Raw genomic sequence first — 13,039 nt, forward strand, 5'->3', positions numbered from 1 at the left:
GGCTCAGGCTTTCGATCGGAGGGCGCGCTCGACGAGATCGGGCAGGCGCGTGAGGTGTGGGTGGGCGCGCCCAAGCCAAATGGCCGCCTCAGTGAGGTCGCCTGCAGCGAGTAGGGCGCGCGCGTGTTCAAGGGCTCTGGCGTCGAGCGCGCGTTCCTGGCCCTCGTGGCAGGGGAAAGGGCACGAGGCTCGCTCGCCGCGAGCTTTCAGCTCGTCGCTAAGCTGACCGGCCGTAAAGGCCGCGAGGGCGGTGCTGCGCATGTCTCACGCTCCCTCAAACGGAAGGCTGGCGTGCGCCTCGCCGCGCAGGGCCGGCAGGTAGCGCTCAAACCGGGCGATGATCTGCTCTGCGATCTTGTCGGGCGATTGCCAGCGGCGGATGCTACGGCCGGGCTGCACGCCGTCGATCTCGTGCTTCCACTTCCGGGCGCTCGGCCGATGGAAGTCGCGATGCTCGATCGCCAGACAGAGCACATCGATCTCGGCGATCTGCCGGCGCTCGTCAGCAGACGGCAGTCGCAGGCCGGCTGCCTCGTGAATGACCCGATCGTGCCGGAGCTTGAACTCCGCGACCGCCCGCTTGATCACAATGGCGGCGGTCTCATTGAAGACTTCCCGCGCCGTGTTCTGCAGAGCTTGCAGGACCGGCGTCGCAATCTCCCCAAGGCGCTCCTCGTGCCCGTCGTGCAGAAGCCAGTACGGCTTGAGCGGCTCGGGGCAGAAGTCGAGCCCGATCAGGACGTGCAGGCCAACGGAAACTTGCTGATAGCCGGCGCCGACGTAGCGGTTGAGATTAGCGAGAGCGTGCGCCATCGCGACGAAGTCGACCTGATCGAGGCTCGGATTGACGAGGTCGATCGGCTGGCCGTTGCAGTTCGGAATCCACGTCATACGGCGGCCCCTGTCAGTGTGAGGACGTGCTTGCGGGCCGCGCTGTCGGCGCGTTCCTGAATCTTCGGGTGGCCGTCGATCGCCAGCTTGCAGAGGATCTCCACGGCGGAAGCGGCCTGCCGTCTGGCGCCAGCGCCGACCGTCAGCGTCGCCTCGACGTTGGCGTGCCAGTATTTGAAGGCAGCGAAGGCGAGGCCGCCCGCGCGCCTGGCGTGATCGGCGGCCTCGACGCGCATGTCAGGCAGCCTCGTAGAAGCGGGCGGCGTGCTGCGCGGCGGCGCGGCTTCCGGCGTCCATCAGCCGCTTGGCGGGGTTGCGCTCCGGCTCGACATTCGAGGCGCGGCGCTCGTTCAGGCTGGCGATGATCCGCGAGGCGTCCGGCATCAGGCGGGCCGCCTCGGTGGCGCCGAACCCGGCGGCGCGTAAGGCCACCTCGTCGACCTGGCCGTCGCACTGGATCGCGATTTCGCGAACGGCTCGGGTGAACTCCGCGAGCCGGGCGACCTGCGAGCGGGGCAGATGGGGAAGGGTTTCGCCGATCAGCGTCGTGATCACGGCGCTCGGATCGGACTGAGCCAGCGTGCGCAGAAGCGCGTCCGCGAGGCGCCCGGCGGTTAGCTCGGGAGAGCCTTTTAGGGCGAAGGCGATTTCGTGATTGGCCAGGGGCGCAAGGTGCCCGGCGAGCCATCCGCGCAGATCCGCGAAGGGGTAGAGCGAGCGAAGCTTGTCGCTCAAATAGTCCAAAAGTGCCGCACGGGTGCGCGGATCGTCGTGCTTAACCGCTGGAACAAGGCTCATGTCGGCCCCCTCTTGGTCTGAGGAGGCCGAAGCTATCGCGGCAAATTTACCTCGTCAATAGCAAACGCGGCAAATTTGGTTCGACGGTCTCAATGGGTGCGGCTTCGATCGAGGCTGCGCAGCGGCGCATGTATCCACGTCACGATGCCGATGACCTTGATCGAGCTGCCCTCCTCCGCCCGGTCGTCGCTGTAAATGATGATCGGCTCCCACTTCGGATCGTATGAGTCGGGGCGCAGCTCGAACCCATCCGCCATCCGGTGGAAGCGCTTGGCCGTGCGCATCAGCTCCATCCCGTCGGCGCGCCGCTGCTCGGCGATGACGAGGTCGCCCTCGCGCGGCTCGCGCCTGGACTTCTCCACGCTGATGCACCCGAGGATCGCGCCATCTGGCGCGACACGGTTGACCGACGTCCCCTGCACCTCGACCGCGAACTGCCAGTCGACGGGATAGTCGGGGTCGGGCGGTAGCGGAATATCCGAATAGAGCGGGGCGTCGACGTAGGTGTCGACCTCGAGCCAAAGGCCGGCCGCCACGCGCCCGATGATTGGGATATTGACGTTAGCCGCTCGCGGAGCCTCCGCCTTGCCCTCACCGTAAGCGAGTTGCGACGGGGACATCTGCAGAGCGTTAGCGAGCTTGGCGATGACGTCGAAACCGGGAACCGAGCCGCGGCGCATATTGCGGATCGTGTAGAGGCTGCCGGTTGCGGCCTCCGAAATCTCGCGATCCGAGGAACGCATTTCCTTTATGCGCGCGTCGATGCGCTCGAGCATCGTCTTGAGTTCGGCGGACATCTCACAACCCGTTCTAATCATTCAACGTGCGGCAAACTTACCGCGACTGAACGGAAGCCACAAGCCGAACGCGGCATATTTTCCGCGCGGACGTGCGGCATGTTTAACCGCATGCCGGCTTGACGAGCGACCAAATTTGCCGCACCGTTGCGGCACGATGAGACTGAAACAGCAAGTCATCCTCGTTTCCGAGGTCTACTGCCGCGCCGTCGGCCGATCCGAGAACCGGGTGTCCACCGTCGTTTTCGGCGCCGGGCACCGGATCAAGGGTCTGCGCCAGGGCAAGCGCATGTCCTCGGACGGGCTTGAGGACGGGCTCGCCTGGTTCTCGTCGCACTGGCCTCCGGAGGTCGAGTGGCCGAGCCAGGTCACGCGTCCGGCCACCGCACCTCCGGACGGCCAAGCCGACAACGACTCTTAGCGCCCGCCGCTCACTCCGTCACCGCCTGAGGTTCCGATGCCCGTCACGTCGAATTCGGCGCGCGATCCCGTGCGCGTGAAAAAACGCGCCCTGTCGAAGGCTCGCGCGGTCACGATCAGCGACCGCCTCATGACCCGCGTCTTGAACCTGCGGGCACTCGGAACGGAGCGGGTTCAGATCGCCTACGCCGTGCGCGGGGCGGTCAAGGAAGTGAACCGCATCCTGCAGATCGCCCGCAACAGGGGCGACGCCCGCGCTCTCTCTGATGCCGAGGCTGCCGCCGTTGCCGAGCACGCGGCCGCAGAGACGGAGGCCCCTCCTGTCCCCACGGCCCGCGTTGCGGTCGTGGTGTCGAGCGGCCCGATCGGCTCGATCGACCCGGCGCGGCTCGCTCGGGACCCCGGCATGCGCGCCATCTTCGTGGATGGTCTGCGCTCCCGTTCTCCGCTGCCCTACGGCGACGCTCCGCTCTCCGATCTCACGGCGAACACGCACCACCTCGCCGACCTCTACGAGCATTGCGACCGCTTCTATCCGTCGGTTCGCATCGTCTCCGACGGCCTCACCACCCGTCGCATCGTGCCCGAGCCCTCCGCTCTCGGAGGTGGCGCCGGGCTTCTCTGCGCGCAGGCCTGATCCATGGCCCGCGACGTCGACTCCGCATTTCGGCAATGGTCCGACGCCGCTCGCGCGGTGTCGATCGCCGACGTGTGCGACGAGCGCGGGTTCCGCCTGTTCGGCCGCGGCGCCAAACGCAAGGGGCCGTGCCCTCACTGCGACGGCTACGATCGCTTCGACATTAACGCCGACAAGGGCGTCTGGTTTTGCCGCCAGTGCCACCCGAAGGCCGGCGATGTGATCGACCTCGTGATGTGGCTCGATGACTGCGATTTCCTCGCGGCCGTCGAGATCCTCACGGGGCAGGCCCCTCCGAAAGGCCAGGGACACAGGTTGTCCGATGCCGAGCTGGCCGCGCGCGAGCAGGAGCGCGCCGACCGCCGTCGGGCGCAGGACCTCGAGGCCGAGAAATACCGCGAGAGAGAGCGGCGGCTCGTGTTCCGGTGGTGGGAGAAGGCTCTCAGTCCCCGCGGAACGATTGTTGAGAGATACCTGAGCCATCGGGGCCTGAGCTTGCCGCGCGGCGCGCGACTGCGCCTCGAGCCGGCAGCACAACTCTTCGCAGACAACAAGAGCGGCGCGGCCGTCGTGCATACCGGCCCGGCCATGTTCGCGGCGGTCACGGGCCGCGACGGCCTGTTCTCTGCTCTCCACATGACGTGGATCGACCTTGCTGACGAGGACGGCAAGGCGCGCGTGCCCGATCCGGAAACGGGCGAGTTCCTACCTGCGAAAAAGGTTCGCGGCTCTCAGCGGGGCGGCCGGATCGAGCTTGTGCGGCACCCCTCTCCCCGTCGCCTCTACATGGGCGAGGGGATCGAGACGACGCTCTCGGTCTATGACGATCTTCGCGAGGCAGGCCGGGATATCTCGGACGCTGCCTTTTGGGCCGGGATCAACCTCGGAAACATTGGCGGCCCGCACGACGGCACCGTCGCGCACCCCGTCAAAAAGGACCGCGGGAACCGGCCTGTGCGCGTCCCCGGCCCTGTGCCGAAGGGTGACGGCATTCCGATCCCCGACAGCGTCGACGAGGTCATTCTCCTCGGCGACGGCGACTCCGACCCGTTCCTGACCGAGCAAACCTTCGCTCGCGCGGCCGCCCGCTGGGCTCGGCCGGGCCGCGTCATCCGTACCGCGATGGCGCCCGAGGGGACGGACTTCAACACCCTGCGGCGCGCCCGCCTCCGAGCCCGAGAATTCGCATGACACGCCGTTTGCTCGGCGCGCTCGCCGCGCGCCTGTCGCCCTTCCGCATGTTCGGCCCGCGGTTCGACCTGGCCGCGCCGCCTCGCGGCCGTGGCGCCTGCCCGCTCGATGCGGCAGCGGCGGCTTCGGCCGTCGCGACCTGGCCGGCGGCTTCTCCTCGGGCATTGATACGGCTGGGCCTGCTCGCCCTCGTAGTCGAGAGCGCAGCCGAGAGCCTGCAGGTCTCGATCGACGGGATTGATCGGATCGAGGCCATGCCGCGCCCGAATGGCAAGTCGCACGGCCTCGAATGGGCGCGTGACGACATGGCCCTGCGCCGCGATCAGCTTCGCCAAGGCGCCGCCCTCCTGCGACGGCTGGCGCCCCACGAGGCGGCGGTTCGCGATCTCCTCGCCGGCGAGGTGGTGTCGTGAGCCTGTTCTGCCGCCGCGGCCGCCGCTCTCCTCCGCCCAATGGACCGGATCTCCTCGAGCCGACGGATCTGCCGGCGCTCGATCGCGCCCTCGAGGGGCGGGCGGGCGCCTACGGCAAGGATGCGCTGGCGGCCTCCTCCGCCCTCTCAGTACTGAAATCCGTTCGTGATGGCACCGGCGATCGGAGCCGGGAGCCACATAGCGCCCGCAACTTCCTCGGCGGCGTCGGGCTGATCACGCGGTTCGGTAGGTCCGACACGATCACGGCCGCGGGCCTCGTGCTCCTCGACAATTCGGGAGCGCGCCCGTGAAACCCTCGCTGCGCCCCTACATCGAATGCCCGGAATGCACGAGCTGCGACGTCGATCGGATTGAGATCGGCACGCGATCGGGCCTGCGCTCGCGCGACGTCTGCAACCGCTGCGGCCACGTCGCGGCTGAGTTCAAGCGCCAGGCCTTCGACCCGAACCGCTTCGACAGCCGGCCGCGCTTAGCGGGCATGATCCTGCCGACCTGCCGCGAGGACCTCGACGCATGAGCGCGCCGACCCTGTTCCTCGACGGCAAGGTCGCCTTGCACGAGGGCGATTGCCTCGCCGTGCTCAAGACCTTCGCCTCGGCCTCGATCGACGCGATCGTGAGCGATCCGCCCTACGGCATCGCCTTCATGGGGCGCGCCTGGGATACGGCCGGTCCCGATCAGCGGGCCTTCTCCGTCGCGTTCTGGAAAGAATGTTTCCGGGTGCTCAAGCCCGGCGGGCACCTCCTCGCCTTCTCGGCCAACCGCACCGTTCACCGGATGACGGTGGCGATCGAGGATGCCGGCTTCGAGATCCGCGATGCGATTTGGGAGGCGGTCGCGGCCGACACGCACGTCGCTGCCTTCATGGCCTCGCTCGACGACGAACAGCGCGGCGCCTTCATGCGGTGCTGCGAGAATTCGACGTTCGGCGGGATGATGGCCTGGGTCTTCGGCTCCGGCTTCCCGAAGTCGATGGACGTGTCGAAGGCGATCGACAAACAGCGCGATGATGCTGAGCCGGTGCGGGTGGTCTGCCGCTTTGTGCGAGCCGCGATGGATCGCCTCGGCCTCAAGTCGAGAGACCTGACGCATCACTTCGGCAACTGCAACGCGCGGCTAATCGATCACTGGGCCGCCCGCGACACAGACAGCCAACCTTCGCTGCCGACGCCGGAGCAATGGGTAACGCTCAAGCGTGTGCTCACGCTTGCGGACAGCATGGATTCCGAGGTCGCGCGCCTGAATGCCCGCAAGGGAGAGTTGGGCGATGTGTGGAAGGGAGCCGAGATCCTCGGCGAGCATGACGGCGCGCCCGGCGGCTTTGGCGATCATCGTTTCGAGGTGCGCGACAACAAGATCCGAGCGCTCTCCGATCTGGCGGTCCAATGGCAGGGCTTCGGCACGGCGCTCAAACCCGCCCTTGAGCCCATCACTCTCGCTCGTAAGCCGCTCGACGGCACCGTTGCTGCCAACGTGCTCAAGCACGGCGTTGGCGCACTGAATATCGACGGGTGCCGGGTCGATATGTCGGCCGAAGATGCTGCCTACATTGGCGAGCGCATCGGCGGCTTCAACAACACGCGCTCGATCGGCGGCTCGTCGGCCTATGGCGGCGGCGAGGCAATGGACCGCGCGGCCTCGTATGACGCTAGCAAGGGGCGCTTTCCCGCAAACCTCATCCTCGACGGCTCGGACGAGGTAGCGGCACCATTCCCCGAGACCGGCGGCTCGTCCGTCGTCAAAGAGGCTCGGGCCTATGAGGCCAACGGCAGGAATGCCGTCTATGGCGCGGGCATGGGAGGCGGTTTCCATCCCGGCGACGGCGCTGGCTCTGCCGCCCGATACTTCTACACGGCGAAGGCCGACGCGCTCGACCGGGTGAATTCCAAGCACCCGACGATCAAGCCGCTCGACCTGATGCAATACCTCGTGCGGCTGGTGACGCCGCCGGGCGGCCTGGTGCTCGATCCCTTCGCCGGCAGCGGCACGACAGGTGAAGCGGCTTGGCGCGAGGGCCTGCGCGCGATCCTGATCGAGCGCGAGCCCAAGCACTGCATCGACATTGCTCGGCGGATGGAACTGGCGACGGCTCCGCTCTCGCGCCGCGCCGCCACGGTCAAGGGCGCCAAGCTCGCGGAGAGGGCCGAGCGCGACCGCGCCGCCGGCAAGCTCGTCGAGCCCGACTCCTACTCGCTGTTCTGATCGAGGCGGTCGTGAGCGTCTACGTCCTGCACTTCGATCCGCCCTTCGCCCATGCGCGCCATTACATCGGGTTCACGCCCGATCCGACGGTGGCGCGTCGCGTCTCCGAGCACATGACCTGCGGCCCGAGGGGCAATCCGCTGGTCAAAGCGGCGATCGGCGCCGGGTGCGCCGTGACGCTCGCCCATGCTTTCGAGGGTGAGGTCTACGGCCGCGACTTCGAGCGCAACCTCAAGGCCCGCCGGACAACCCGCGCGTGGTGCGCGTGCTGCGGCGTCGGCGCGAAGCCCGTCCCCTCCCCTTCCAGCATCTCGGCCCGGTTTCGGGCGGCAAAGGCATACTGACATGCGCGAACTGATCGTCGACGGTTTCGCCGGCGGCGGTGGTGCGAGCGAGGGCATCACCCTCGCGCTCGGCCGCGGCCCGGATCTCGCCTACAATCACGACGCCGAAGCCTTGGCGATGCACCGGATGAATCATCCGGAGACGCGCCACGTGCGCGCGAACATCATGCAGGTCGATCCCCTGCAGGAGGTCGGCAACCGGCGGATCGGGCTCGCCTGGTTCAGCCCCGATTGCAAACATCATTCGAAGGCCAAGGGCGGCAAGCCGGTCAAGCGGGCGATCCGTGATCTTGCGTGGGTCGTGGTGCTATGGGCGAAGCGTGCCCGGCCGCGCGTGATCCTGCTCGAGAACGTCGAGGAGTTCGCCGATTGGGGGCCGCTCGTCGAGCGCGAGCCCGGCAAGTTCTATCCGTGCCCTGAGCGCCGCGGCCAGACGTTCGAGCGATGGGTCGGCGAGCTGCGCCGGCTCGGCTACCGCGTCGAGTGGCGCGAGCTTCGCGCCTGCGACTATGGCGCGCCCACGATCCGCAAGCGCCTGTTCCTGATCGCCCGCCGTGACGGCCGGCCGATCGTCTGGCCGGCGCCGACGCACGCCCCGCTGCACGTCAACAGCGACGGCCTGGTCACGGCCTGGACAAAGGGACACGGCCTTACCTCGGCCGACCTGCAGGGCATGCGCCCGCAACGGACGGCGGCCAGCATCATTGATTGGTCGCAGCCCTGCCACAGCATCTTTCTGACGCGCGAAGACGGCCGTGCCGCCGGCGTGAACCGGCCCTTGGCTGAGAACACGATGGCGCGGATCGCCAAGGGCGTGAAGCGGTACGTGCTCGACGCGGCCGCGCCCTTCATCGTCAGCCTGAACCATGGCGACAGCGGCGGTCGCCGCGAATACGGCGTCGACGAGGTCATGCGGACCCTCACGGGCAGCCGCGGCGAAGCGATTGTCACGCCGTTCGTTGCCCATCACCGCACCGGGCACGTCGGCGCCTCGGCCGAGGTGCCGCTCTGCACGGTCACGGCCAACGGCTTCGAGGTTCGGCCAGGCGGGGCGGCCCCGATCGGCATCGTCGCGCCAATCCTCACCCATGCGCAGCAAGGCGGCCGGTCGCGCTCGGCCGGCGAGCCGCTGCACACGGTTACGGCGTCGAGCAAGGATCAGAACCAAGTCGCGGCCGTCATGCTCTCGCGCCAGTTCGGCGCCTCGGTTGGGTCCGATGCCACCGAACCGGTCGGCACGGTGACGGCTGGCGGTGGTGGCAAGACGGCGCTCGTCGCCGCCTTCCTGGCGCAGCACAACACGGACATGGTCGGCCATGCGGCGACCGAGCCCGTCTCGACGATCGTCGGCAAGGGCTGCACGCAGGCCGTCGTCTCCGCTGGCCTGCTGAGCCTCAAGGGCTCGGAGCGCCGCCTGCGCGACGTGGAGGCGCCGGCGGCGACGGTGCTCGCTGGCGGCACGCACGCCGCCGAGGTGCGTGCCTTCCTCACGAAATATTACGGCCCGAGCGTTGGCCAGCCCCTCGAGGAGCCCGCGCACACGACGACGACAAAGGCGCGCTTCGGCCTCGTGCAGGTCCTCGTCGCCGGCGAGCCCTACGTGATCACCGATATCGGCATGCGGATGCTCACGCCCCGCGAGCTGTTCCGCGCGCAGGGGTTCGGCGATCACTACGTGATTGACCGTGGGCTTGCCGAGGACGGGACCACGATCCCGCTCACCAAAACGGCGCAGATCCGCATGTGCGGGAATTCCGTCTGCCCCGATATCGCCCGCGCGCTTGTCGCCGCGAACTACCGCGAGGAGGATGCGAGCCTGCCGATCCGGCGCCGCTCCGTTCCCGCGGCCTCCGAAACCCTCCCGCTGTTCGCGGCCGAGTGAGTGCGTTCCGTGGAAATCGAAATCCCGTCGACGAGCGTCGACATCATCGATCGCGCGCCGGCGCTGGGGACAGGCGCCCCGCCCGCCCCTGCATGGGCGGGCGTCCGCATGCCCTCCTCGGCTGCCGATCCTGCCGCCATCGGCTCCGCTTGGGACATGCCTCCCGGCGCTTTCGACGACGTCGATCCCGCTGACGACGACGCCCACGAGTCTGACGCCCCCGTGCCCCCGGTCGAGGATCGAGGCGATTGGGAAACCCTCGCGAAATGCGCCGGGCTCGAGCTGAACGACACTGATAATGGGCGTCGGCTGCTGCTGCACTTCGGCGACGAGCTGCAGCACGTGCGCGAGGTCGGTTGGCACACTTGGTCGGGCAAGTTGTGGAAGCGCGAGGGCGGCGACGAAGCTGTCGTGACCTATGCCCAACGCACGGCCAAGCGTATCCACGGCGAGGTGCCCCTGCTCGAGCACCTGCCCCACGAGGTCGAGCTGATCAATGCGGCCAAGGCGGCGCGCACCGCCACCGGCGGCCTGAGAAAGCTGAGCGCCGAGGAACAGGCGGCCGTCGATCAGGCGGACGATGCCGAGAAGGCACTCAAGGGCCGCCGGCGGTCGCTGCACAAGCACGCGACGACGTCCGGCAATGCCTCGAAGATCTCGGCGATGATTTCGCAGGCGCTCCCGCACAAGAGCGTCGCGCCGTCGGAGATCGACGCCGATCCCATGTTGCTCAACGTCGAGAACGGTACGCTTCGGTTCACGCGGGAACTCGACCCGGTGAACATCGGGGACCACCACGACAACTATCGGCTCAAGGTCGAGCTATTGCCGCACAACCGCGCGGATCTCATCACGAAGCTAGCGCCTGTCGTCTACGATCCGGAGGCGGAGTGCCCGCGCTTTCTCAAGTTCATGGAAAAGTTTCAGCCGAATGAGGCTCAGAGAAAGTTTCTGCAAGTCTATCACGGCCTCGGCCTCACCGGCATGGCCGATCATCAGTGCTTCGTCTTCAACTTCGGCTCGGGCGCCAACGGCAAGAGTACGCTCATGGAAGCGCTCGGGCGCCTCTACGGCACCTATGGCGACACGCTCAACGCCGAGTCCGTGACGGGCCAGGGGCAGCGGCGCGGCGATCAGGCTACGCCGGACTTCGCCGACCTGCCTGGCGCCCGCTACTTGCGCGTCTCCGAGCTGCCGCGGGGCGAGCCGCTCAAGGAAGCCCTCGTGAAGGCGCTCACCGGCGGCGAGCCGATGAAGGTGCGCCACCTCAACAAGGGGTTTTTCAACTTCGTGCCCGTGTTCAAGGCCGAAATGAGCGGCAACGACAAGCCGTCGATCGGCGGCCTCGACAACGGCATCTGGCGCCGTGTGAAGCTTGTCGTTTGGCCGGTCTCCCTGGCGGAGGGCGAGCGCCGCCCCATGGCCGAGGTGCTGGCCGAGTTCGAGGAGGAGCGATCCGGAATCCTCAACTGGCTGATCGAGGGGCTCGATACGTACTTTCGCGAGGGCCTGCTCGAGCCCGACAGCGTGCGAGAGGCGACGGCCTCCTACCGGGCGGAAATGGACCCGATCAGCGAATTCACCAAGGCCTGCGTCGTCTCGGCCGAGGGCCAGTTCGTGGCGGCGCGCACGATGTACAACGCCTTCTACAGTTGGTGCGAGGCCAACTCCGTCCGCCCCTGGAAAGAGACCATGTTCGGACGCGTCATGCCTCAGAAGGGCTTTGTGCGCGAGGACGGACGCGTGCGCCGCTACCTCAACGTCAAGCTCGACATGGGCGAGATCCCCATGATTGATCCCCATGCCCCTGGTCGAGGTGGCCGTAGTGACTCGTAACCCTCGCGCCCGATCCGCCTGCGAGGGTTCGCGCTGCGCGCTCTCCCATCTCACCGGAGGTGGGGAGGGGCTCGACAGGCTTTGCCCTGGCGCGCATAGTATTCGCCCGACCTCGCGCGGCCAAATTGTGCTGAATTCTGCGAGGGTTGCGAGGGTTTCGCGAGGGTTTCCGCAAACCCTCGCGGCGCGAATATCTCAACAATCCGAACCGCTTGCGCGGCCCCTGCGAGGGTTGCGAGGGTTTTAGCGCGCGCTCCTGCATATGAGCATTGGGGTCCGGGGCATCCCGATCAAAGCTTTTTTCTCATGTGTACTATCAAGACAAACCCTCGAAACCCTCGCAGAGGGTAAGCAAGTAACTCGAAAATAAAACGAAATTGGCGCGCGAGGGTTTTTTGAAACCTTCGCGAACCCTCGCAACCCTCGCAAACGACCTTGGGGACAACTATGCCGAGCCGCGAAAAAATCGACATCGAAGCGCTCCTGATCCGCGCCTACTACGAGAAGGCGATCCACCGGCTCGGCGACGTCGGCGCCGTGGCGCTCGGGCTGAGCGGCCCGAAGGGCGCGGGCGGCGGCTACTCGACCGATGACAAGGTCGACACCTCGTCGTTCTCCTCCCGCGTCGCCGCACAGGTCCGCGAAATGCAGGCTCGGCTTGCCAATGCGCCGTCCGGCCTGCTCGACCTGCACGACGTCGTGTTGTCGCTCGAGGATTTCTACGTTGAGCATGTCACCGGGCTCGACTGCCGGGTTTGGGATGCGGACACGGCAGAGCGCCTCGGCCATCGGATCGACACGGTCGACGGCGCGTCGACGATCGTGAGGGTCGAGCGCCGGGGCGGCGTCGGCGCCGGCCGCGAGGATCTCCTGCCGGCCGGACCTGCCCGCCGTCTGACGCGCATCGTAACGTCGACGCTGCTGATCCAACACGGCCGCGCCGCCGATCGCCCCTTCGTGCCCGCAGTTGAGATTGCCCGCATGCGCCCGATCTATGAGGGCGCTCGCAAGGAAGCCGTCGGCTACGAGCCGGTCTATGTCACGCCGCTGCACGCCGTCGTCGAGGGTCGCGCCTCCTATGCCGTCTGGCACGCGGCCTGCGGCATCCTGCGAGAGATCTTCGCCGGATCGAGCGAGTACGAGGTGACGGGGCCGGCCGCCTCGCCGGCGCCATGGCTCGACGAGCCGCGCGTGCTGCCGGGCCTGATCGCGTGGAACGACGGGCTCAAGGATGAGGAGCCCGAGGAGGCCGCCCCTTCGCCGGGCAAGCGCCGCCCGCGGAAGGTTCGGAGTTCGGGCAATTCTCAAGCAAAATCAAAGGCTTGCGCCGCATGAATTTGGCCCCTGCGGGTTTCGATTGACCGGGGGAAAAAACTTGACGATAGTCAGAACACCCTCAGAAGGGACAAAAGAACCCGTCGCAGCTCGCGGCGGGTTTTTGCGTTCCGGAAGGCCTTACGGCGATCCGCCCGCGGCCAGGGTCTACAGCTATGCGCTAAGCCTTCGATATAGCGGCCATACAAAGCCGGGTCGGGATCGCTGAGAGCCCTCGACTAGCTTGCCGCCGATGCCATTCGCTGTTGCTTGCACCCGGAAATAGCGGGTTG

16 protein-coding genes are annotated in these 13,039 nt (G+C 67.4%); 11 read left to right on the top strand and 5 right to left on the bottom strand.

Translation table 11 applies throughout. The features are described 5' to 3' along the window. Positions 1-3: 3 nt before the first annotated feature. The 5 genes from MGN01_RS17960 to MGN01_RS17980 form a co-directional block, all read right to left on the bottom strand. Positions 4-261: a hypothetical protein gene (locus MGN01_RS17960; protein ID WP_147048203.1), complete on the bottom strand. Its 258-nt coding sequence runs from the start codon at positions 259-261 to the stop codon at positions 4-6. A 3-nt stretch (positions 262-264) separates the two neighbouring features. Continuing rightward, positions 265-891, bottom strand: coding sequence for a hypothetical protein (locus MGN01_RS17965; RefSeq protein WP_147048204.1), 627 nt, complete (start codon positions 889-891; stop codon positions 265-267). Next, positions 888-1,127, bottom strand: coding sequence for a hypothetical protein (locus tag MGN01_RS17970; RefSeq protein WP_147048205.1), 240 nt, complete (start codon positions 1,125-1,127; stop codon positions 888-890). The genes MGN01_RS17965 and MGN01_RS17970 overlap by 4 nt, the downstream gene beginning before the upstream one ends. A gap of 1 nt (position 1,128) precedes the next feature. Continuing rightward, on the bottom strand, positions 1,129-1,689 hold the full coding sequence (locus MGN01_RS17975) for a hypothetical protein (RefSeq protein ID WP_147048206.1): 561 nt from the start codon (positions 1,687-1,689) through the stop codon (positions 1,129-1,131). A gap of 89 nt (positions 1,690-1,778) precedes the next feature. Beyond that, the gene (locus MGN01_RS17980) at positions 1,779-2,486 is read right to left on the bottom strand and encodes a LexA family protein (RefSeq protein WP_147048207.1); all 708 of its coding nucleotides are present in this window, start codon (positions 2,484-2,486) and stop codon (positions 1,779-1,781) included. A 157-nt stretch (positions 2,487-2,643) separates the two neighbouring features. On the opposite strand from MGN01_RS17980, the gene MGN01_RS17985 reads away from it, so the two are divergent. The 11 genes from MGN01_RS17985 to MGN01_RS18040 all read left to right on the top strand — a co-directional run bounded on the left by MGN01_RS17985 (position 2,644) and on the right by MGN01_RS18040 (position 12,767). Beyond that, a complete protein-coding gene (locus MGN01_RS17985) occupies positions 2,644-2,907 on the top strand; it encodes a hypothetical protein (protein ID WP_147048208.1) in 264 nt (87 codons plus the stop codon). 36 nt (positions 2,908-2,943) lie between these two features. After that, positions 2,944-3,543, top strand: a complete 600-nt coding sequence (locus MGN01_RS17990) for a hypothetical protein (RefSeq protein ID WP_147048209.1) — start codon at positions 2,944-2,946, stop codon at positions 3,541-3,543. 3 nt (positions 3,544-3,546) lie between these two features. Then, positions 3,547-4,734, top strand: coding sequence for a DUF7146 domain-containing protein (locus tag MGN01_RS17995; protein ID WP_147048210.1), 1,188 nt, complete (start codon positions 3,547-3,549; stop codon positions 4,732-4,734). Continuing rightward, positions 4,731-5,147: a hypothetical protein gene (locus MGN01_RS18000; protein ID WP_147048211.1), complete on the top strand. Its 417-nt coding sequence runs from the start codon at positions 4,731-4,733 to the stop codon at positions 5,145-5,147. Before MGN01_RS17995 ends, MGN01_RS18000 begins: the two co-directional genes overlap by 4 nt. After that, positions 5,144-5,458 (top strand): hypothetical protein, encoded by a 315-nt coding sequence (locus MGN01_RS18005; protein ID WP_147048212.1) that lies wholly within the window; start codon positions 5,144-5,146, stop codon positions 5,456-5,458. The genes MGN01_RS18000 and MGN01_RS18005 overlap by 4 nt, the downstream gene beginning before the upstream one ends. Then, positions 5,455-5,685: a hypothetical protein gene (locus MGN01_RS18010; RefSeq protein ID WP_147048213.1), complete on the top strand. Its 231-nt coding sequence runs from the start codon at positions 5,455-5,457 to the stop codon at positions 5,683-5,685. The genes MGN01_RS18005 and MGN01_RS18010 overlap by 4 nt, the downstream gene beginning before the upstream one ends. Next, the gene (locus tag MGN01_RS24010; RefSeq protein ID WP_210246084.1) at positions 5,682-7,370 is read left to right on the top strand and encodes a DNA methyltransferase; all 1,689 of its coding nucleotides are present in this window, start codon (positions 5,682-5,684) and stop codon (positions 7,368-7,370) included. The genes MGN01_RS18010 and MGN01_RS24010 overlap by 4 nt, the downstream gene beginning before the upstream one ends. 11 nt (positions 7,371-7,381) lie before the next feature. Beyond that, positions 7,382-7,714: a GIY-YIG nuclease family protein gene (locus MGN01_RS18025; protein ID WP_147048214.1), complete on the top strand. Its 333-nt coding sequence runs from the start codon at positions 7,382-7,384 to the stop codon at positions 7,712-7,714. 1 nt (position 7,715) lies between these two features. Continuing rightward, the gene (locus tag MGN01_RS18030) at positions 7,716-9,596 is read left to right on the top strand and encodes a DNA cytosine methyltransferase (protein ID WP_147048215.1); all 1,881 of its coding nucleotides are present in this window, start codon (positions 7,716-7,718) and stop codon (positions 9,594-9,596) included. A gap of 9 nt (positions 9,597-9,605) precedes the next feature. Then, on the top strand, positions 9,606-11,432 hold the full coding sequence (locus MGN01_RS18035; RefSeq protein ID WP_147048216.1) for a DNA primase family protein: 1,827 nt from the start codon (positions 9,606-9,608) through the stop codon (positions 11,430-11,432). 447 nt (positions 11,433-11,879) lie between these two features. Then, positions 11,880-12,767 (top strand): hypothetical protein, encoded by an 888-nt coding sequence (locus MGN01_RS18040; RefSeq protein ID WP_147048217.1) that lies wholly within the window; start codon positions 11,880-11,882, stop codon positions 12,765-12,767. The last annotated feature ends 272 nt before the right edge of the window (positions 12,768-13,039 follow it).

The organism is Methylobacterium gnaphalii (assembly GCF_007992215.1).
GTDB lineage: Bacteria > Pseudomonadota > Alphaproteobacteria > Rhizobiales > Beijerinckiaceae > Methylobacterium > Methylobacterium gnaphalii.